Annotated in this window: 19 protein-coding genes and 1 pseudogene; 14 read left to right on the top strand and 6 right to left on the bottom strand. The window is 70.5% G+C overall.

All coding sequences use genetic code 11. From position 1 onward, the window contains the following. Nucleotides 1-9: 9 nt before the first annotated feature. Nucleotides 10-825, top strand: a complete 816-nt coding sequence (locus tag IG99_RS10330) for an inositol monophosphatase family protein (RefSeq protein ID WP_037672048.1) — start codon at nucleotides 10-12, stop codon at nucleotides 823-825. 94 nt (nucleotides 826-919) lie between these two features. On the opposite strand, the gene IG99_RS49545 is transcribed toward IG99_RS10330, so the two are convergent. After that, a complete protein-coding gene (locus tag IG99_RS49545; protein ID WP_199815480.1) occupies nucleotides 920-1,093 on the bottom strand; it encodes a hypothetical protein in 174 nt (57 codons plus the stop codon). A gap of 418 nt (nucleotides 1,094-1,511) precedes the next feature. Between IG99_RS49545 and IG99_RS10325 the strand changes: the two genes are divergently transcribed. The 4 genes from IG99_RS10325 to IG99_RS10310 all read left to right on the top strand — a co-directional run bounded on the left by IG99_RS10325 (nucleotide 1,512) and on the right by IG99_RS10310 (nucleotide 5,063). After that, nucleotides 1,512-2,165, top strand: a complete 654-nt coding sequence (locus tag IG99_RS10325) for a response regulator transcription factor (protein ID WP_030605557.1) — start codon at nucleotides 1,512-1,514, stop codon at nucleotides 2,163-2,165. Nucleotides 2,166-2,171: 6 nt separating this feature from the next. Then, nucleotides 2,172-3,404, top strand: a complete 1,233-nt coding sequence (locus IG99_RS10320; RefSeq protein ID WP_037672045.1) for a sensor histidine kinase — start codon at nucleotides 2,172-2,174, stop codon at nucleotides 3,402-3,404. A gap of 392 nt (nucleotides 3,405-3,796) precedes the next feature. Then, nucleotides 3,797-4,093 (top strand): DUF4193 domain-containing protein, encoded by a 297-nt coding sequence (locus IG99_RS10315; protein ID WP_003993510.1) that lies wholly within the window; start codon nucleotides 3,797-3,799, stop codon nucleotides 4,091-4,093. 13 nt (nucleotides 4,094-4,106) lie between these two features. Further along, complete coding sequence (locus tag IG99_RS10310) at nucleotides 4,107-5,063, top strand: hypothetical protein (RefSeq protein ID WP_078947617.1); 957 nt, start codon at nucleotides 4,107-4,109, stop codon at nucleotides 5,061-5,063. A 53-nt stretch (nucleotides 5,064-5,116) separates the two neighbouring features. Here IG99_RS10310 and IG99_RS10305 read toward each other — a convergent pair whose 3' ends face one another. Beyond that, a complete protein-coding gene (locus IG99_RS10305) occupies nucleotides 5,117-5,581 on the bottom strand; it encodes a DUF3093 domain-containing protein (protein WP_037672041.1) in 465 nt (154 codons plus the stop codon). Between the two features lie 57 nt (nucleotides 5,582-5,638). Between IG99_RS10305 and IG99_RS10300 the strand changes: the two genes are divergently transcribed. The 7 genes from IG99_RS10300 to IG99_RS10270 all read left to right on the top strand — a co-directional run bounded on the left by IG99_RS10300 (nucleotide 5,639) and on the right by IG99_RS10270 (nucleotide 12,352). Further along, entirely contained in the window at nucleotides 5,639-6,223 is a 585-nt protein-coding gene (locus tag IG99_RS10300; RefSeq protein ID WP_037672039.1) for a PaaI family thioesterase, read from the top strand. Between the two features lie 5 nt (nucleotides 6,224-6,228). Beyond that, nucleotides 6,229-6,798: a dUTP diphosphatase gene (gene dut / locus IG99_RS10295; RefSeq protein WP_037672318.1), complete on the top strand. Its 570-nt coding sequence runs from the start codon at nucleotides 6,229-6,231 to the stop codon at nucleotides 6,796-6,798. Between the two features lies 1 nt (nucleotide 6,799). Beyond that, nucleotides 6,800-7,564: a DUF3710 domain-containing protein gene (locus IG99_RS10290; protein ID WP_037672037.1), complete on the top strand. Its 765-nt coding sequence runs from the start codon at nucleotides 6,800-6,802 to the stop codon at nucleotides 7,562-7,564. A gap of 313 nt (nucleotides 7,565-7,877) precedes the next feature. Continuing rightward, nucleotides 7,878-10,451, top strand: a complete 2,574-nt coding sequence (locus IG99_RS10285; protein ID WP_037672035.1) for a sensor histidine kinase — start codon at nucleotides 7,878-7,880, stop codon at nucleotides 10,449-10,451. Next, on the top strand, nucleotides 10,448-11,131 hold the full coding sequence (locus IG99_RS10280) for a response regulator (RefSeq protein ID WP_037672033.1): 684 nt from the start codon (nucleotides 10,448-10,450) through the stop codon (nucleotides 11,129-11,131). The genes IG99_RS10285 and IG99_RS10280 overlap by 4 nt, the downstream gene beginning before the upstream one ends. Before the next feature lie 66 nt (nucleotides 11,132-11,197). After that, nucleotides 11,198-11,596, top strand: a complete 399-nt coding sequence (locus tag IG99_RS10275; protein WP_063768301.1) for an OB-fold nucleic acid binding domain-containing protein — start codon at nucleotides 11,198-11,200, stop codon at nucleotides 11,594-11,596. A gap of 3 nt (nucleotides 11,597-11,599) precedes the next feature. Then, the gene (locus IG99_RS10270; protein ID WP_037672031.1) at nucleotides 11,600-12,352 is read left to right on the top strand and encodes a DUF3159 domain-containing protein; all 753 of its coding nucleotides are present in this window, start codon (nucleotides 11,600-11,602) and stop codon (nucleotides 12,350-12,352) included. Between the two features lie 141 nt (nucleotides 12,353-12,493). Here IG99_RS10270 and IG99_RS10265 read toward each other — a convergent pair whose 3' ends face one another. The 3 genes from IG99_RS10265 to IG99_RS10255 all read right to left on the bottom strand — a co-directional run bounded on the left by IG99_RS10265 (nucleotide 12,494) and on the right by IG99_RS10255 (nucleotide 14,937). After that, complete coding sequence (locus IG99_RS10265) at nucleotides 12,494-13,171, bottom strand: potassium channel family protein (RefSeq protein WP_037672030.1); 678 nt, start codon at nucleotides 13,169-13,171, stop codon at nucleotides 12,494-12,496. Then, nucleotides 13,171-13,839 (bottom strand): potassium channel family protein, encoded by a 669-nt coding sequence (locus IG99_RS10260; RefSeq protein WP_037672029.1) that lies wholly within the window; start codon nucleotides 13,837-13,839, stop codon nucleotides 13,171-13,173. The genes IG99_RS10265 and IG99_RS10260 overlap by 1 nt, the downstream gene beginning before the upstream one ends. A gap of 225 nt (nucleotides 13,840-14,064) precedes the next feature. Then, on the bottom strand, nucleotides 14,065-14,937 hold the full coding sequence (locus IG99_RS10255) for a class I SAM-dependent methyltransferase (protein ID WP_158973168.1): 873 nt from the start codon (nucleotides 14,935-14,937) through the stop codon (nucleotides 14,065-14,067). Nucleotides 14,938-15,308: 371 nt separating this feature from the next. On the opposite strand from IG99_RS10255, the gene IG99_RS10250 reads away from it, so the two are divergent. Continuing rightward, nucleotides 15,309-17,480 (top strand): APC family permease, encoded by a 2,172-nt coding sequence (locus IG99_RS10250; RefSeq protein WP_078947635.1) that lies wholly within the window; start codon nucleotides 15,309-15,311, stop codon nucleotides 17,478-17,480. A gap of 115 nt (nucleotides 17,481-17,595) precedes the next feature. Further along, nucleotides 17,596-18,933 carry a class I SAM-dependent RNA methyltransferase gene (locus tag IG99_RS10245; protein WP_078947616.1) on the top strand — a complete coding sequence of 446 codons (1,338 nt, stop codon included), beginning with the start codon at nucleotides 17,596-17,598 and terminating at the stop codon, nucleotides 18,931-18,933. A 253-nt stretch (nucleotides 18,934-19,186) separates the two neighbouring features. Here the strand turns inward: IG99_RS10245 and IG99_RS52360 are convergent. Beyond that, nucleotides 19,187-19,291 (bottom strand): annotated as a pseudogene (locus tag IG99_RS52360) (transposase); the annotation flags it as partial. Nucleotides 19,292-19,553 lie beyond the last annotated feature (262 nt).

Genomic DNA, 19,553 nt, shown 5'->3' with positions numbered 1-19,553 from the left:
GGAGCCCCCGTGACCGACTCCCTGCACCCGGACCTGCTCAAGCTCGCCCACGAGGCCGCCCGCCGGGCCGGCGAACTGCTGCGTGACGGCCGCCCGGCCGACCTCGCGGTCGCCGCGACCAAGTCGAGCCCCATCGACGTCGTCACCGAGATGGACATCGCCGCGGAGCGGCTGATCACCGGCCTCATCTCCGACCACCGCCCCGACGACGGCTTCCTCGGCGAGGAGGGCGCCGCCACCGAGGGCACCACCGGCATCCGCTGGGTGATCGACCCCCTCGACGGCACCGTGAACTACCTCTACGGGCTGCCCACCTGGTCCGTCTCCATCGCCGCCGAGGAAAACGGCGAGACCGTCGCCGGCGTGGTCGTCATCCCGATGCGCGGCGAGACCTACCACGCCGTGCGCGGCGGTGGGGCCTGGGCCACCGGCGCCTGGGAGGGCGAGCGCAGGCTGACCTGTCGCCCGGCCCCGCCCCTGGACCAGGCCCTGGTCTCCACCGGCTTCAACTACGTCACCGAGGTCCGCGCCCACCAGGCCGAGGTCGCCCACCGCCTGATCCCCCTCCTGCGCGACATCCGCCGCGGCGGCTCCGCCGCGGTCGACCTGTGCGACCTGGCCGCAGGCCGCCTCGACGGCTACTACGAACGCGGTCTGCACCCCTGGGACCTCGCCGCCGGCGACCTCATCGCCCGTGAGGCGGGCGCCCTGACCGGTGGACGGCCCGGAGAGGGCCCCTCACGCGACCTGGCAGTCGCAGGCACCCCCGGCGTCTTCGAGCCCCTACAGCGCCTCCTGGAGGATTTCGGGGCCTGGCACGACTGACCGGGCACGACTGACTGGCACGATCCGTGCCGAGACGGCACAAGCAGGGCCCCCGGTGCTGGATTCACCGGGGGCCCTGCTTGTGCTGCGCCGATCAGACGCTGAACGCGCCGACTTCCACACCGTGGTCGGCGGCGAGGCGGCGCAGGTCGTCGAGCTCGGCCTGTTCCACCTCGACGAGGAAGTCGTCGCCCTCGTCGCGAGCCCGCGTCAGGTCGGACTCGGTCGCCCTTATGCGCTGCAGAAGTCCTGCGGTGAATGCGTCCATGCTGCGCCCCCTCGTCCTGGGTCGTCGTGGGTCGATGGCACGGGGGTGTGCCGGTTCGGAAGGGGCGATCACGTCTCCAGTAGGTGCCCAGCGCTGCCCGGGCTGGGCGGCGACGGTGCCGGGCACCCACGCCCACTCTGCTGCAAGCGGCCGCGGAGTGCCGCATGGTGGTACGGCACATGCAGAGCGTGATCGCGGGGTGTAAAGCCGTCCTCCCCCCGCTCCCTTCCGCGGAAACCTCAACGGAACGAGAAAATCTGGCATTCCCCCGCCTCATACCTGCCCTTCAGACTCCGCCCACCGTCTTACAGCCGACTTATGGCCGAAAAGGGCAGGATGGAGCCACACACCCGTCAACACTCCTGCCCGCGTGCGTCCACTGAGCGCTACGCGGGTGGACACAGGAAGGACAAGCGACGTGCGCGTACTCGTCGTCGAGGACGAGCAGCTGCTCGCCGATGCGGTGGCCACCGGACTGCGCCGGGAGGCCATGGCCGTCGACGTCGTGTACGACGGTGCGGCCGCCTTGGAGCGCATCGGCGTCAACGACTACGACGTGGTCGTCCTCGACCGTGACCTCCCGCTCGTGCACGGCGACGACGTGTGCCGCAAGATCGTCGAGCTGGGCATGCCCACGCGCGTGCTGATGCTCACGGCGTCCGGCGACGTCAGCGACCGTGTCGAGGGCCTGGAGATCGGCGCCGACGACTACCTCCCCAAGCCCTTCGCGTTCAGCGAGCTGACGGCACGCGTGCGTGCCCTGGGCCGTCGCACGAGCGTGCCGCTGCCACCGGTCCTGGAGCGCGCCGGGATCAAGCTGGATCCGAACCGCCGCGAGGTCTTCCGCGACGGCAAGGAGGTCCAGCTCGCGCCCAAGGAGTTCGCCGTCCTGGAGGTGCTCATGCGCAGTGAGGGCGCGGTCGTCTCCGCTGAGCAGCTGCTGGAGAAGGCCTGGGACGAGAACACCGACCCGTTCACCAACGTCGTGCGCGTCACCGTGATGACGCTCCGCCGAAAACTGGGCGAGCCCGCGGTCATCGTCACCGTCCCCGGCTCCGGCTACCGGATCTGATCCCCCGTGGCCGCGTCCCCCGCGCCTCCTCAGGCGCCCCCGAAGCCCACGTGGGACCCCCGGAGGCCGCAGCCCCCGTTCCCCTGGCTGCGCCCGACCATCCGGATACGCCTCACGCTGCTCTACGGCGGCATGTTCCTGATCGCCGGCATCCTGCTGCTGTCGATCATCTACCTGCTGGCCGCCAACGCGCTCAACGTCGGCAGTGAGCTGCCTTTCAAGATCATCTCGGGCCAGGTGGCGAGCGACGTCTGCAACTTCCCGGCGCGACCGACCGCCTCCGAGCTCAACAGCGCCATGAACGATTGCGTCAACGAGCAGCGCCGGCACGCCCTGGACGACCTGCTCAGCCGCTCCCTGCTGGCCCTGCTGGGCCTGGCGGTCATCGCCTTCGCCTTCGGCTACGCCATGGCGGGGCGAGTGCTGTCCCCGCTCGGCCGGATCACCCGTACCGCACGAGCGGTGGCCGGCTCGGACCTGTCCCGCCGTATCGAGCTGGACGGGCCCGACGACGAGCTGAAGGAGCTGGCCGACACCTTCGACGACATGCTGGAGCGGCTCCAGCGGGCCTTCACGGCCCAGCAGCGTTTCGTCGGGAACGCCTCGCACGAGCTGAGAACTCCGCTGGCGATCAACCGCACGCTGCTGGAAGTGCATCTTTCGGACCCGCAGGCGCCCGTGGAGCTGCAGCAGCTCGGCAAGACGCTGCTGGCGACCAACGAGCGCAGCGAGCAGCTCGTGGAAGGGCTGCTGCTGCTCGCCCGCAGCGACAACCAGATCGTCGAGCGCAAGCCGGTGGACCTGGCGGAGGTGGCCTCGCAGGCCATCGACCAGGTGCACGGCGAGGCGGAGGCCAAGGGCGTGGAGATCCGCGGCAAGCGGGAGCCCGCGGTCGTCCAGGGCAACGGCGTGCTGCTGGAGCGGATCGCCCTGAACCTGGTGCAGAACGCCGTGCGGTACAACGTGCCGGAGGGCGGCTGGGTCGAGGTCTTCACCGAGGTCGAGCACGGCCAGGCGGTCCTGTTGGTCTCCAACACCGGGCCGGTCGTGCCGGCGTACGAGATCGACAACCTCTTCGAGCCGTTCCGGCGGCTGCGTACGGAGCGCACGGGCAGTGACAAGGGAGTGGGCCTCGGCCTCTCCATCGTCCGGTCCGTGGCACGGGCGCACGGGGGGCACATCGTGGCCACTCCGCGCGATGGGGGAGGGCTGGTGATGCGAGTCACCCTGCCCGTCTGAGATCATGTCGCGACACACGCGGGGTTGTTCGCTTTGCGCGGAATCCTCGGGACCCCGACCACGGGTCTTCGTGTGTGATCGATCACAAGGGCGATTTACTGGCCATCCACTCTCCGTGATCATGACTGTCGCCGAAAAGCCGGGAAAATCCGGGTTTTCGGGGGTCTTGATCACGGGAAGTACACGGTGAGACGCCTTTGAAGAGCGGCATTCGGACCGTGTACGGTCCCGATCGCCATCCATGCCGATCACTCTTGGGGAGTCGGGTTGGGTGTCGATTGAGTAACAGACCTTGATGTGAGGCAAAATCTCCGCCTCGGGTCGGGCACAAGTCCGGCCTCTCACGCGTTACGTGCGGGAGACACCGCAGACACCCAGAGGGGGAGAGCGACATGGCAACCGACTACGACACCCCACGCAAGACCGATGACGACGTCGACTCGGACAGCCTTGAAGAGCTGAAGGCGCGACGCAACGACAAGTCGGCTTCCGCGGTCGACGTCGACGAGTTCGAAGCCGCAGAGGGCCTCGAACTGCCGGGCGCCGACCTCTCGAACGAGGAGCTGGCCGTCCGAGTACTGCCCAAGCAGCAGGACGAGTTCACGTGCATGAGCTGCTTCCTGGTGCACCACCGCAGCCAGCTGGCCCGGGAGAAGAACGGGCAGCCGATCTGCCGCGACTGCGACTGAGGGCGGGTCGGCCGTGACTGGCTCGACCCCTCCTCGGAAGCGCCGCTTCCCCTGGAAGGGAGCGGACAAAGGACCGGACCACGGTCCTCACGGTGTGCGTGACGACGAGCGAGGCTCGTCCCACGGGGAAGCAGTTCCCGGGGGACAGGCCTCGCTCGAACCGGCGGGAGACCGGGTCGACCTCCCGGCGCCGGTGCATGGCCCCGCGCCCGTCGCCCGGCGGCGGGCCGCGGAGATCCGGAGCAGGGCCGGGGAGATGGCCAGGGAAGGCGTCCGCAAGGGCGGTGACCGCGCCAAGGCGGGTCTGGCGTACCTCGCCGACCGGATCATCGAGATCGCCCCGCGCGTGCCCGTACGCGACCTGCAGACGCTCCGCGGGCAGTTCCCCGGGCTGGGACCCGAGGAGATCGCGGACAAGCTCGTGGCGGGCGCCGCGAGTGCCACGGCGACGGTCGGAGCGGGGATCGGGGCGGCGGCGATGCTGCCCGTGCCACCCGCGATGCCGGCCGAACTGGCCGCCGAGATCACCGGGGTCGCGGCGATCGAGCTGAAACTCATCGCCGAACTCCACGAGGTGTACGGCGTGCGGCCGCCCGGAAATCTGAAGGACCGCAGCACCGCCTACCTGCGCTCGTGGTCGGGGGAGCGCGGTATCGACGCGATGAAGCCGTCGTCGGTCGACGCGGCCCTCGGGGGCCGGATGAAGCGCGAACTCCGCCAGCAGATCATGAAGCGGATGGTGCGCGACCTGCCCAACCTGATGCCGTTCATGGTGGGAGCCGCCGTCGGCGCCGTCATGAACCGGCGTGACACCAAGAAGGTCGCCGCACGGATCCGGACGGACCTGCGCAAGATGCAGGTGCCATGGGACGCGCTGCCCGCTCTGCCGCCGCTGGAGACCCCGGCGGACCCCCTCACGATGGGGGAGGTCCCCAGGCAGCTCGGCTGGCGCAGGAGCCCTAGGAGCTGACGGCGCTCGGCTTGCTGCGCTCGGCTTCCTGCTCCCGGCCTCCCGCGTCCGTGCTACGCGGCGGCGGTCCGCGCGGCTTCGAGGGCCTTGGCGAGACGTTCCGGCTCCCGCGTCGACAGGTACAGGTACGGCGTCGGGTCCTCGGGGTCGGTGACCTCCACGCGCAGGGCGGTGGGGACGTAGGCGCGCAGCAGCAGGAAAGCGCGGGTGTCGGCCTTGTACGTGCGCCAGGCCCGGGCCTCCTCCGCGTCCAGGACCTCCGCCTCGCCGAGGGCTGCCACCGGGATCTTCGCCTCGCCGGCCAGCAGGGAATCGCCCACCACCCGGATGCGCACCGAGCCGTAGGAACTGGCCGCGACGGCCGCGACCGCGGTGCCGCCGACCAGGCCGCCGAGCATCGGCAGGGTGCCGAACGGAAGCAGGACGAGGGCGAACGCGACGCCCACCAGGAACGAGATGAACCACCAGGAGCGGGGGGCGGTGAGGCGTTCTTCGTACAGGGCCGCGGAGAGCTGCATGGGCCAAGCTTGGCACGGTGCCCGGATGTGGCCGACGCGCGGGTAAGGTCTGCGGCTGTGAGTGGTACTTCCCCAGCTGTCGATCCTCCGTCCGACGCCGTGAAACCGGTGCGGCACCCCGATGCTCCCGCACCCGGTGAGCTCCTCGGTGCCCACTACGAACAGTGTTTTGGGTGCGGCGGCGGGCAGTCGCACGGACTCCACCTGCAGGCGCGGGCCGGTGAGGGTGTCACCATCACCGCGGAGTTCACCGTGCAGTCCGCCCACCAGGGGGCGCCCGGCCTCGCCCATGGCGGAGTGCTGACGAGCGCCCTCGACGAGACGCTCGGATCGCTGAACTGGCTGCTGCGGAAGATCGCTGTGACCGGCCGGCTGGAGACCGACTTCGTGCGGCCGGTGCCCGTGGGCACCACGCTGTACCTGGAGGCCGAGGTGACCGCCGTGGCCGGACGCAAGATCTACTCGACCGCCACCGGCCGTATCGGCGGACCCGAAGGAGCCGTGGCCGTCCGGGCCGAGGCGCTCTTCATCGAGGTCCACGTCGAGCACTTCGTCAACCACGGCCGCGAGGAAGAGATCCAGGCCGCGATGAGCGACCCGGACCAGGTCCGGCGCGCCCGCGCCTTCGAGGTGAACCCGTGAGCGCCGTGAGCCCCACCGGCCCCGTCGGCCGTGAGCAGGTGAACGTCCTGATCCGCCGCGTCGACCCCGAGGTACCGCTTCCGGCGTACGCGCATCCCGGTGACGCGGGGGCCGATCTGCGGACCACCGAACGGTGTGAACTGCGGCCGGGTGAACGGGCGGTGCTGCCCACCGGGGTGTCGATCTCCCTGCCGGAGGGGTACGCGGCCTTCGTGCATCCGCGGTCGGGCCTTGCCGCCCGGTGTGGTGTAGGCCTTGTGAATGCCCCGGGGACGGTTGATGCCGGGTACCGTGGGGAGATCAAGGTGATCGTGGTGAATCTCGATCCGCGCGAGCCCGTGCGGTTCGAGCGCTTCGACCGGATTGCCCAACTGGTTGTCCAGCAGGTCGAGAGGGTCCGCTTCCAGGAGGTGGCGGAACTTCCCGACTCGGCGCGGGCCGAGGGGGGCTTCGGGTCCACCGGTGGTCACGCCGCCGTGGACGGCGAAAGCGGCACAAGCGGTCAGGCCGCCGTGGGCGGCGCGACGGGTGGGAATCGATACGCTTCGGTCGTATCCGACCGGGAAGGACAGTGACGTGTTCGGACGTCGCAAGAAGAGGGATGCCGCCGAGGACGCGGCCGGCGAGGCCGAGCAGGTCGTCGACAGTGTCGACACTGAGGCGGACGAGGAAGACGGCACGCGCGAGCGTGTGAGGCTCGAGCCGGAGCCGCGCCCCGACGGGCCCTGGGACAGCTCCGAGGTGCGTGACCCGGCCGACGGCCGGGTGGACCTCGGTGGTCTGTTCGTGCCGGGCGTCGACGGGATGGAGCTGCGGGTCGAGGTCGCGGGCGACGCGATCGTCGCGGCGACGGTCGTCCTGCGCGACAGCGCCATCCAGCTCCAGGCCTTCGCCGCGCCCAAGCGCGAGGGCATCTGGGGCGAGGTGCGCGAGGAGATCGGCGCCGGGATCACCCAGCAGGGCGGCATCATCGACGAGGTCGAGGGGCCGCTGGGCTGGGAGCTGCGCGCTCAGGTGCCGGTGCAGCTGCCGGACGGGACGGGCGGTTTCCAGGTGGTGCGGTTCGTCGGTGTGGACGGGCCCCGCTGGTTCCTGCGCGGTGTGATCTCGGGTCAGGGTGCGGTGCAGCCGCAGGCCGCCGGTCTGCTCGAGCAGATCTTCCGGGACACGGTCGTGGTGCGCGGTGAGGGCCCGATGGCGCCCCGCGACCCGATCGTCCTGCAGCTGCCGAACGACGCTCAGATGGTGCCCGAGGGCGTGCAGCAGGACGAGGGCGCGTCGCGCTTCTCCGGTGGCATGGGGCAGCTTCAGCGGGGCCCGGAGATCACCGAGGTCCGCTGACGAGCGAAGCAACGACAGGGCCGCACCTCTTGGGGTGCGGCCCTTTCGCATGCCCGCATGAGTGGGCATCCCGGTCTCGTGTGAACCGATGCGGGGGGCTCGTCCGATGAGGCAGTGAGGGCCAACGAGCCGGTGCCTGGGGACGAGGGGAGAGGACATGAAACGGGGGATCACAGGTGGGCGGCAGTTCATGTCCGGGGCGTCAGGGTTGCGTCAAAGGTGCCCCCGGATCGCCCTGTCGCCCCCTTCGTCGGCATCGTTGGCCGTAAGGTCGACGCTGCGTAGGCGGGGGTCACCGGAAGACAATGAGGCCATGGCACGCGGCAAGCTTCGGATCTACGTCGGTGCGGCACCGGGCGTCGGCAAGACGTACGCGATGCTGTCCGAGGCACACCGGAGGGTCGAGCGGGGTACCGACTGCGTGGTCGCCCTGGTGGAGCACCACGACCGGCCGCGCACCGAGGTCATGCTGCACGGGCTCGAGCAGGTCCGGCGCAGGGAGCTCGAGTACCGGGACGCCGAGTTCACCGAGATGGACGTCGACGCCGTCCTGACCCGCCACCCCCAGGTGGCCCTGGTGGACGAGCTGGCCCACACCAACGTCCCCGGCTCGCGCAACGCCAAGCGGTGGCAGGACGTGGAGGAACTCCTCACCGCCGGGATCGACGTGGTCTCGACGGTGAACATCCAGCACCTGGAGTCGCTGGGCGACGTGGTCGAGTCGATCACGGGGGTGCGCCAGCGGGAGACCGTGCCCGACGAGGTGGTCCGCCGCGCCGACCAGATCGAACTCGTGGACATGTCACCGCAGGCCCTGCGCCGGCGCATGGCCCACGGCAACATCTACAAGCCCGACAAGGTCGACGCGGCCCTCTCCAACTACTTCCGGCCCGGCAACCTCACCGCCCTGCGGGAGCTGGCGCTGCTGTGGGTGGCGGACCGGGTCGACGCGTACCTGAAGCAGTACCGCAGCGAGCACCAGGTCTCGACGATCTGGGGATCGCGCGAGCGCATCGTGGTCGGTCTGACCGGCGGCCCCGAGGGCAGGACGCTGATCCGGCGGGCGGCCCGACTGGCGGAGAAGGGCGCCGGCGGCGAGGTGCTCGCCGTGTACATAGCGGGCAGCGACGGGCTGACCTCCGCCTCGCCCAAGGAACTCGCCGTGCAGCGGACCCTCGTCGAGGACCTCGGCGGTACGTTCCACCATGTCGTCGGAGACGACATACCGGCCGCGCTGCTCGCGTTCGCCCGTGGCGCCAACGCCACCCAGATCGTCCTCGGCTCCTCGCGCCGCAAGAGCTGGCAGTACGTCTTCGGGCCGGGCGTCGGCGCGACCGTCGCCCGGGAGTCGGGGCCCGACCTCGACGTGCACATCGTGACCCACGACGAGGTCGCCAAGGGGCGTGGACTGCCGGTGGCGCGGGGCGCACGGCTCGGCCGGGCCCGGATCATCTGGGGATGGCTGGTCGGCGTGGCCGGCCCGGTGATCCTCGCGGTGCTGCTGAACACCGTCGACCTCGGTCTCGCCAACGACATGCTGCTGTTCCTGGCGGTGACGGTCGCCGCGGCGCTGCTCGGCGGGCTCTTCCCGGCACTCGCCTCGGCGGCCTTCGGTTCGCTGCTGCTGAACTACTACTACTCGCCGCCGCTGCACCGGCTGATGATCGCCGACCCGAAGAACATCGTCGCCATAGCGATCTTCGTGGCTGTCGCGGTGTCGGTGGCCTCGGTGGTTGACCTGGCGGCCCGCCGGACCCATCAGGCGGCGCGGCTGCGCGCGGAGTCGGAGATCCTCTCCTTCCTGGCGGGCAACGTCCTGCGCGGCGAGACGAGCCTGGAGGCCCTGCTGGAGCGGGTGCGCGAGACCTTCGGTATGGAGTCCGCGGCGCTGCTGGAGCGGCGCAGCGACGTCGACCCGTGGACCTGCGCGGGCCATGTCGGTCTGGGGCGGCCGGTGGACCGGCCGGACGAGGCGGATGTGGACGTGCCGGTCGGCGATCACATGGCGCTGGCGCTCACGGGCCGCGTGCTGCCCGCCGAGGACCGCAGGGTGCTGGCCGCGTTCGGCGCCCAGGCCGCCGTGGTGCTGGACCGCCGTCGCCTCCAGGAGGAGGCCGACCAGGCCCGCGCGCTGATCGAGGGCAACCGCATCCGCACCGCGCTGCTGGCCGCCGTCAGCCATGACCTGCGGACCCCGCTGGCCGGGATCAAGGCGGCGGTGTCCAGCCTGCGGTCCGACGACGTGGCCTGGTCCGAGGAGGACCAGGCGGAGTTGCTGGAGGGCATCGAGGAGGGCGCCGACCGGCTCGACCACCTGGTGGGCAACCTGCTGGACATGTCACGGCTCCAGACCGGTACGGTCACCCCGCTGATCAGGGAGATCGACCTCGACGAGGTGGTGCCGATGGCGCTCGTCGGGGTGCCCGAGGACAGCGTGGACAGCGTCGACCTGGACGTCCCGGAGAGCCTGCCCATGGTCGCCGTGGACCCGGGGCTGCTGGAGCGGTCCGTGGCCAACCTCGTCGAGAACGCAGTCAAGTACAGCCCGCACGGCGGGGCGGTACTGGTCGCCGCGAGTGCCATCGCCGACCGGGTCGAGGTGCGCGTCGTGGACCGGGGGCCAGGAGTGCCGGACGACGCGAAGGAGCGCATATTCGAGCCCTTCCAGAGGTACGGTGACGCTCCGCGCGGAGCGGGGGTGGGCCTCGGCCTCGCCGTCGCGCGCGGATTCGCCGAGGCCATGGGCGGCACCCTCAACGCCGAGGACACCCCTGGAGGCGGCCTCACCATGGTGCTGACGCTCCGCGCGGCGGGAGCGCGGGCCGAGGGCCACGCAGCGGACTCCGTGCGAGTGGATCCCGTGGAACCGGAGAGGCAGGTCTCATGACCCGGGTGCTTGTGATCGACGACGAGCCGCAGATCGTGCGCGCCCTCGTGATCAACCTCAAGGCACGCAAGTACGAGGTCGACGCGGCGCACGACGGCGCCACCGCCCTGCAGCTGGCGGCCGCGCGCCATCCCGACGTGGTCGTCCTGGACCTGGGCCTGCCCGACATGGACGGCGTAGAGGTGATCAGGGGACTGCGCGGCTGGACGCGCGTGCCGATCCTGGTGCTGTCCGCCCGGCACTCCTCGGACGAGAAGGTTCAGGCGCTGGACGCGGGCGCCGACGACTACGTCACCAAGCCCTTCGGCATGGACGAGCTGCTGGCTCGGCTGCGGGCCGCAGTCCGGCGTGCGGAGCCGAACGGGGACGGTGAGGACGACGTGCTGGTGGAGACCGGGGAGTTCACGGTCGACCTGGCCGCGAAGAAGGTGCACCGGGGCGGGAGGGACGTACGGCTGACGCCCACGGAGTGGCACCTGCTGGAGGTGCTGGTGCGCAACACGGGGCGGCTGGTCAGCCAGCGGCAGCTGTTGCAGGAGGTGTGGGGGCCGTCGTACGGGACGGAGACGAACTACCTTCGGGTGTACATGGCCCAGTTGCGAAGAAAGCTGGAGGCCGATCCGTCGCACCCGAAGCACTTCGTCACGGAGCCGGGGATGGGCTACCGATTCGAGAAGTGAGCAGGGCTCCGCGGGGGCTCCGCCCGTGAGTGCGATGCTGTCGGCGGGCCCCGGTACGCTTCAGATATGACTGCTGTTCCTCGTTCCGAAAAGCCGGTGGGCCGGTTCCGGCGCATGCTCGACCGGCTTTCCTCGTCCCAGGAGGACCTGGAGTCGGAGGAACTGCGCGAGGATGCCGAGACGGCCGGATGCACCCGTATCGGTGACTGCCATGACCGGCAGATCGTGACGGTTACTGGTACCTTGCGCACGGTCACCCTGCGACCGCGTGCGGGCGTCCCGGCCCTGGAGGCCGAGCTGTTCGACGGCTCCGCAGCGCTGGACGTGGTGTGGCTCGGCAGGCGTTCCATAGTGGGCATAGAACCGGGGCGCAAGCTGATCGCATCCGGCCGGATCTCGATGAGCCGCGGCCGCCGGGTGCTGTTCAACCCCAAGTACGAACTCAGGCCCCTCGGACGGGAGTAGCCGGTGACGTCGCTCGACAAGCCGACCGAAGACACTCAGCAGCAGGATGCCCGGGCGGTGACGGAGGCCGCGCTGTTCGAGGCGTTCGGCGGGGTGCGGGGCATGGTCGAGACGGTGGTGCCCGGCCTCCTCTTCGTCACCATCTTCACGATCAACAAGGACCTGCACATGTCCGCGATCGCCGCGCTCGCGGTGTCGCTGGTCCTGGTCGTGGTGCGGCTGGCCATGAAGGACACCGTGAAGCACGCCTTCAGCGGTGTCTTCGGCGTCGCCTTCGGTGTGGTCTTCGCGATGATGACCGGCAATGCCAAGGACTTCTACCTGCCCGGCATGCTCTACACGCTGGGTCTGTCGCTGGCCTACATCATCACGGCCCTGTGCGGGGTACCGCTGATCGGTCTGATTCTCGGCCCGGTCTTCAAGGAGAACCTCTCCTGGCGCACGCGGAACCCGGGACGCAAGAAGGCGTACACCAAGGCCAGTTGGGCCTGGGGTCTGATCCTTCTCGCCAAGTGCGCGATCCTCTTCCCGCTGTACTGGTGGGCGAACACGTCGCAGCTGGGCTGGGTGCTGGTGGCGCTGAAGATCCCGCCGTTCCTGCTGGCCGTGTGGCTGACGTGGGTGTTCCTGGCGAAGGCGCCCGCGCCGATCGACGTCTTCGCGGAGATGGAAGCGGCGGAGAAGGCGGAGCAGGAGAAGGCGGAGGAGGAGAAGGCCGCGGAGGCGGCCGGTGGGCGGCACCGTCGGGACGTGTAGTGCGCGGCGTGTGTGTGGTTGTGCCCGGGGGCTGCCGCCCCCAGACCCCCGCTTCGGCCTGAACGGCCTCGTCCTCGGACGCCGGACGGGCTGACTTTGCCCGACCGGCGTCCAAGAGGATGACCTGCCAACGTCGCGACGTCAGCTCGACGCGTCCTCCCGCCGTACCGACAGCAGGTCCTCCAGCTGTTCCTCCCGGGCCGGTGCGGCCACGAAGAGCAGCTCATCGCCCGCCTCCAGGGAGTCGTCGCGGGAGGGGGTGAGGACGCGGGTGCCGCGGATGATGGTGACCAGCGAGGTGTCCTCGGGCCACTCGACGTCGCCGACCTGGGTACCGGCCAGGGCGGACTCCTCGGGGAGGGTGAGTTCGACGAGGTTGGCGTCGCCGTGGCTGAAGCGCAGCAGCCGGACCAGGTCGCCGACGCTCACCGCCTCCTCGACCAGGGCCGACATCAGGCGCGGGGTCGAGACGGCGACGTCCACGCCCCAGGACTCGTTGAAGAGCCACTCGTTCTTCGGGTTGTTGACCCGGGCGACGACACGCGGGACGCCGTACTCCGTCTTGGCCAGCAGGGAGACGACCAGGTTGACCTTGTCGTCGCCCGTCGCGGCGATCACGACGTTGCAGCGCTGGAGCGCCGCCTCGTCCAGCGAGGTGATCTCGCAGGCGTCGGCGAGCAGCCACTCCGCCTGCGGGACGCGCTCGACCGAGATGGCGGTCGGCGCCTTGTCGACGAGGAGGACCTCGTGGCCGTTCTCCAGGAGCTCGCCCGCGATCGAGCGCCCCACGGCACCGGCTCCGGCAATGGCGACCCTCATCACTGACCGCCTTCCTGCGGGCCCTCGGCGAACGCCGCCTCGACCTTCTCGACGTCGTCCGTTCGCATCATCACGTGCACAAGGTCGCCCTCCTGCAGCACCGTCTGCGACGTGGGCAGGATCGCCTCGCCGAGGCGGGTCAGGAACGCCACGCGGACGCCCGTCTCCTCCTGCAGCTTGCTGATCTTGTGGCCCACCCAGGCGGCCGAGGCGTGCACCTCGGCGAGCTGGACACCGCCGGTCGGGTCGCGCCACAGCGGCTCGGCGCCGGACGGCAGCAGGCGGCGCAGCATCTGGTCGGCCGTCCAGCGGACCGTGGCGACGGTCGGGATGCCCAGGCGCTGGTAGACCTCGGCGCGCCGGGGGTCGTAGATGCGGGCGGCGACGTTCTCGATGCCGAACATCTCGCGGGCCACGCGCGCGGCGATGATGTTGGAGTTGTCGCCGCTGGAGACGGCGGCGAAGGCGCCGGCCTCCTCGATGCCCGCCTCGCGCAAGGTGTCCTGGTCGAAGCCGACTCCGGTGACCCGGCGGCCCCCGAAGGAGGAGCCCAGGCGGCGGAAGGCGGTGGGGTCCTGGTCGATAACGGCGACCGTGTGCCCCTGTTGCTCCAGGTTCTGGGCGAGAGCGGAACCTACTCTGCCGCAGCCCATGATCACGATATGCACGGCCTTACACCACACTCCCCGCAGACCGGGCGGTCTGCGTCAACGTCTTGCTCATGTCCCTCTCTCGGCTCGCCGGACAACAGGCACGGCCTGGGTGCGGGCCGCCAGGCACCATCATGCCGGTGATTTCCGGCTGTGCTCCTGCTCGGGGCCGGGGCGCGCGCCGCCGACTGCCCGCGTCCAACGTATCGGTAGCGCGCGAGCGCGGCCGAAGCGCCCGAGGCGTCAGGCGGGCGGAGGGTTGGTCCACACGCGTACGTCCGTGTCGGGGCGGCCGACCTCGAAGCCGCCGTCGACGGCGTGCCGGGCGAGCAGCTCCCGCAGACGGGCGTCGAACTCCGGAAGGGCCTCGCCGAACAGGTGAGGAACCGAGAACGACATCGAGTACTGCTCCGCGACGACGTCGTCGACGGTACGGTGCAGCGTCCCCCCGCCCTTCACCACGATCCGGCGAGGTCCGACGAATCTGGTCCGGGCCAGTACCTCCTCCTCGTCGCCGGGGGTGCCCTGCCGCAGCAGGGTGCGGCCGGCGCGTCTGACCTCGCCCAGGTACTCGCGGACGAGCGCGTCGATCTCCGTGCGGGGGATCCCCCCGTCCGTGGGCCGCTCTGTCTTCACGTCGGCGATGTGCACGAGATGGCCACCGGTTCGCAGGGCCCGGCGCAGGTCGCGGGCGACACGGGCGCGATCCATCCAGTGGAACGACTGCCCGAAGACGGCCATGTCGATCTCACCGTCCTCGAAGGAGACCCGCTCGGCCGGCCGGGTGAGCCAGGTGATGGTGGTGATCCCGGCGGTGGCCGCGAGCTCCCGGCCCCGCTCGATCATGTCCGGGTCGGGGTCCACCGCGACGGTCCGCGCGAAGTGCCCGGCGAGCAGGCGGGCGAGGGTGCCCGGTCCGCAGCCGAGGTCCGCGAGGGTGCCCGTGCCGTCGAGCGCCAGTTCGGCGGCGAGGACGTCGGCGAGACCGTCCGCGTACGGCAGCCGCCCGCGCTCGTAGTGCTCGGCCGCGCCCTTGAACAGGTGGTCGTCCCATTCTTCGAACAGGGGACGGCCCCTCGCGTGCTCGCGCTCTCGCGCGATGTCCTGATCCGGCACAGCCGTCCTTCCTGTGCGGGGCCGCCCCGGTCCCGTCCCCAGCGGACCTTCCCCGTCAGCGGCGAGTGATGCTCCGCACGCTCCACACGGTCAGGAAGCCGAGGCCGAGGAGCGCGGCGGCGGCGCCGACGAGCACGGCGATCGCGGGCATGGAACCTCCCGAGGGCGAGGACAGACGGAATCCAGACATCTAGGCACGGGAGCGGCCGAGGCCGGGCTTTCCGTCGCGTTCCGGTCCCGGATTTCACTCGTGAGGCAGAACGGTCCCGGGGTACGGGCGAGGCGACGGACGGGGCTCTGACCACACCGGACGGACCGAGCCGCGGGGGACGGTGGGCCTGCCCGTGTTCGACGCCGTACGATCCTCTGTTGTGTCCAAACTGACCGACGTGCCCAAGCGGATTCTGATCGGGCGCGCACTGCGCAGTGATCGGCTCGGAGAAACGCTCCTGCCGAAGCGCATCGCCCTACCCGTTTTCGCCTCCGACCCGCTGTCCTCCGTCGCTTACGCGCCAGGCGAGGTGCTGCTGGTCCTGTCCATCGCGGGCGTGTCGGCGTACCACTTCAGCCCCTGGATCGCGCTCGCGGTCGTCGTGCTGATGTTCACGGTGGTCGCCTCATACCGGCAGAACGTCCACGCCTACCCCAGCGGCGGCGGCGACTACGAGGTGGCCAACACCAACCTCGGCCCCCGGGCGGGTCTGACGGTCGCCAGCGCCCTGCTCGTCGACTACGTCCTCACCGTCGCCGTGTCGATCGCCTCCGGCATCGAGAACCTCGGCTCCGCGATCCCGTTCGTGGTCGAGCACAAGACGGCCTGCGCGATCGCGGTGATCGTGCTGCTGACGCTGATGAACCTGCGCGGCGTCAAGGAGTCCGGCAAGCTCTTCGCGATTCCCACGTTCGTCTTCGTCGCGGGCGTCTTCATCATGATCGCGTGGGGCGCGTTCCGCGGGCTGGTGCTCGGCGACACCATGCGGGCGCCGACGGCACAGTTCCACATCAAGGCCGAACACCAGGGCCTCGCCGGCTTCGCCCTCGTCTTCCTGCTGCTGCGTGCCTTCTCCTCCGGCTGTGCCGCGCTCACCGGTGTCGAGGCGATCTCCAACGGCGTCCCGGCCTTTCGCAAGCCCAAGTCGAAGAACGCGGCGACCACGCTGGCCATGATGGGCCTGCTCGCCGTCACCATGTTCTGCGGCATCATCGTGCTCGCCCTGGTCACCGACGTGCGGATGGCGGAGAACCCGGCCACCGACCTGCTGAAGAACGGTGTCGCGGTCGGCTCCGGCTACGTACAGAACCCGGTGATCACCCAGGTAGCCGAGGCCGTGTTCGGCAAGGGCAGCTTCCTGTTCATCGTGCTCGCCGCGGCGACGGCCCTGGTGCTGTTCCTGGCGGCCAACACCGCCTACAACGGCTTCCCGGTGCTCGGCTCGATCCTCGCCCAGGACCGCTACCTCCCGCGCCAGCTGCACACCCGCGGTGACCGCCTCGCCTTCTCCAACGGCATCGTGCTGCTCGCGGGCGCGGCCGTGCTGCTGGTGTGGATCTACGGCGCGGACTCGACCCGGCTGATCCAGCTGTACATCGTCGGCGTGTTCGTGTCGTTCACGCTCAGCCAGACCGGCATGGTCCGGCACTGGAACCGTCACCTCGCCACCGAGACGGACCTGGCCAAGCGCCGCCACATGGTGCGCTCGCGCGCCATCAACGCCTTCGGTGCCTTCTTCACCGGCCTCGTCCTGGTCGTCGTCCTCGTCACCAAGTTCACCCACGGCGCCTGGGTCGCCCTGCTGGGCATGGTGATCTTCTACGCCACTATGACCGCGATCCGCCGTCACTACGACGGCGTCTCGGCGGAACTCGCCGCCCCCGAGGGCCCCAGCGACGACAGCGTCCGCCCGTCCCGCGTCCGTTCGGTGCTGCTCGTCTCCAAGATCCACCGCCCCGCCCTGCGCGCCCTGGCCTACGCCAAGCTGATGCGCTCGGACAGCCTGGAGGCGCTCACCGTGAACGTCGACCCGGCCGAGACGAAGGCGCTGCGCGAGGAGTGGGAGCGGCGCGGCATCGACGTACCGCTGAAGGTGCTCGACTCGCCGTACCGCGAGATCACGCGGCCGATCATCGAGTACGTCAAGGGCCTGCGCAAGGAGTCGCCGCGCGACGCGGTCTCCGTGATCATCCCCGAGTACGTGGTCGGCCACTGGTACGAGCACCTGCTCCACAACCAGAGCGCGCTGCGGCTGAAGGGCCGGCTGCTGTTCACGCCGGGCGTGATGGTGACGTCGGTGCCGTATCAGCTCCAGTCCTCCGAGGCGGCGAGGCGGCGAGCCCGCAAGCAGGCGGAGTGGAACGCGCCGGGATCGGTGCGGCGGGGTCCGCTCGGGGAGCGGACGAAGGAGTCGTCGGCATCCGGGAGCTCCACGAGCTCCGGGAGCTCCACGAGCTCCGGGAGCTCCACGAGCTCCGGGAGCTCCACGAGCTCCGGGAGCTCCACGAGCTCCGGGGGCTCCGGGACCTCCGGGACCTCCGGGAAGAGCTGAGTCCGCGTCTGCTGCCGCTGCTCGCGGAGCGCGCGTGAACGGCCGGAGGGCACCCACGTAGACTGGTGGGCTGTTGTCCGGCCGTTCCCCCTTCTCGATCTGGAGTCACCCCGCCATGCAGGCAGAACCGAAGAACCCGCAGGCGGAGAAGTCCCTGGTCGGGGCGGAGTACGAGGTCGAGATCGGCCCCGTGGCCCACGGCGGCCACTGCATCGCCCGTACGTCCGAGGGACAGGTGCTGTTCGTCCGTCACGCGCTGCCGGGCGAGCGCGTCGTGGCGCGTGTGACGGAGGGCGAGGAGGGGGCCCGTTTCCTGCGCGCGGACGCGGTCGAGGTGCTGACGGCGTCGAAGGACCGCGTCGAGGCGCCCTGTCCCTTCGCGGGTCCCGGCCGCTGCGGCGGCTGCGACTGGCAGCACGCCAAGCCCGGTGCCCAGCGCCGGCTCAAGGGCGAGGTGATCGCCGAACAGCTCCAGCGGCTCGCGGGCCTCACGCCCGAGGAGGCCGGCTGGGACGGCACGGTGATGCCGGCCGAGGGCGACAAGCTGCCGGCCGGTGAGGTGCCCGGGTGGCGGACGCGTGTGCAGTACGCCGTCGACGCCGAGGGCCACGCCGGTCTGCGCCGGCACCGCTCGCACGAGGTGGAGCGGATCGACCACTGCATGATCGCCGCGCCGGGCGTCGACGAGCTGGGCGTCGAGAAGCGCGACTGGACCGGCATGGAGTCGGTCGAGGCGATCGCGGCGACCGGTTCACAGGACCGCCAGGTCATCCTGACGCCACGGCCGGGCGCGCGCCTGCCCATCGTCGAGCTGGACCGGCCCGTGTCCGTCATGCGGGTCGGGGAGAAGGACGGGGGCGTCCACCGCGTCCACGGCCGCCCCTTTGTCCGCGAACGCGCGGACGACCGTACCTACCGCGTCGGCAGCGGCGGCTTCTGGCAGGTCCACCCGAAGGCCGCGGACACTCTGATCACGGCCGTCATGCAGGGCCTGCTGCCGCGCAAGGGCGAGATGGCGCTGGACCTGTACTGCGGCGTCGGCCTCTTCGCGGGCGCCCTCGCCGACCGGCTCGGCGAGAAGGGCGCCGTGCTCGGCATCGAGTCCGGCAAGCGCGCCGTCGAGGACGCCCGCCACAACCTCGCCGACTTCGACCGCGTGCGGATCGAGCAGGGCAAGGTCGAGGCCGTACTGCCGCGCACGGGGATCACCGAGGTCGACCTGATCGTCCTGGACCCGCCGCGCGCGGGGGCCGGCCGGAAGACCGTCGAACACCTCGCTTCCCTCGGGGCACGCCGGATCGCGTACGTGGCCTGCGACCCGGCGGCGCTGGCCCGGGACCTGGCGTACTTCCGCAGCAAAGGGCGTTTCGCAGCGGGGCACGGGTCGAGAACGCTCTGCCTCAACTCCGTGAGGGACGGGGTCGGGAAATGTTTGACGCTCGTTCGACGCTGATTCTGACGGAGCCTGACGCGGTCGTCCTGGATCAGATAGCGCGGGTCGATCGGCAGCCGGCCGTAAGTGATGTCGTCATGGTGGGGCGAGCGCGAGTCCAGCTCCGGTGAGGCAGCCGTCGAGGAGGTCGTGGCGGTACGGGAACTGACGCAAGCCTCGCCGGACGGCGGTGATCAGGTCATGGGGGTCGGCCAAAGCGCGGTTGATCGTGGGAGGGTGTCCCAGACCAGAACGATCGGGCCGCCGAGTTGCTGGATAAGCGGCGCCGTGAGCGGCCCCGAACGCGCACGACGGGAGTACGGCCGCAGTGGGACCAGGTATGGGCGGTCGGTGGCGTCATCGAGAAACCGGCCTCGTTGCCGAGGTGGCCCGGGGCGTGGTGCCGGGATTACTCCCGGTCCGTTTCCCCGGACCTCTCGCCGAACCTACTGTTGACATCTCCAGCCAGCCGCCGCCGACATCCTCCTGATGGAGTCAGGGCGCTGCGGCCTGCCTGATTCGGCCGGGACGAGACTCTGCGTCGTGACGCTCGTTGGACGCTCCAGGCCCCGAGCAGCCGTCTGGAGCGGGCCGCATACTCGCATTGAACTGCGATTATGGCAGCTCCCGCTTCATTGATC

Origin of the sequence: Streptomyces griseus subsp. griseus (genome assembly GCF_000720255.1) — a bacterium.
GTDB classification, from domain to species: Bacteria; Actinomycetota; Actinomycetes; order Streptomycetales; family Streptomycetaceae; genus Streptomyces; species Streptomyces griseus_I.
The sequence above is the reverse complement of the archived record's forward strand: the minus strand, read 5'-3'. Positions and strand labels throughout refer to the sequence as shown.

Excerpts from the sequence above, each read along its gene's own strand:
- IG99_RS49545 (WP_199815480.1), bottom strand. The coding sequence starts at position 1,093 with ATGGACGCATTCACCGCAGGACTTCTGCAGCGCATAAGGGCGACCGAG.
- IG99_RS10275 (WP_063768301.1), top strand. The coding sequence starts at position 11,198 with ATGACTGCTGTTCCTCGTTCCGAAAAGCCGGTGGGCCGGTTCCGGCGC.
- IG99_RS10315 (WP_003993510.1), top strand. The coding sequence starts at position 3,797 with ATGGCAACCGACTACGACACCCCACGCAAGACCGATGACGACGTCGAC.
- IG99_RS10280 (WP_037672033.1), top strand. The coding sequence starts at position 10,448 with ATGACCCGGGTGCTTGTGATCGACGACGAGCCGCAGATCGTGCGCGCC.
- IG99_RS10305 (WP_037672041.1), bottom strand. The coding sequence starts at position 5,581 with ATGCAGCTCTCCGCGGCCCTGTACGAAGAACGCCTCACCGCCCCCCGC.
- IG99_RS10285 (WP_037672035.1), top strand. The coding sequence starts at position 7,878 with ATGGCACGCGGCAAGCTTCGGATCTACGTCGGTGCGGCACCGGGCGTC.
- IG99_RS10245 (WP_078947616.1), top strand. The coding sequence starts at position 17,596 with ATGCAGGCAGAACCGAAGAACCCGCAGGCGGAGAAGTCCCTGGTCGGG.
- IG99_RS10265 (WP_037672030.1), bottom strand. The coding sequence starts at position 13,171 with ATGAGGGTCGCCATTGCCGGAGCCGGTGCCGTGGGGCGCTCGATCGCG.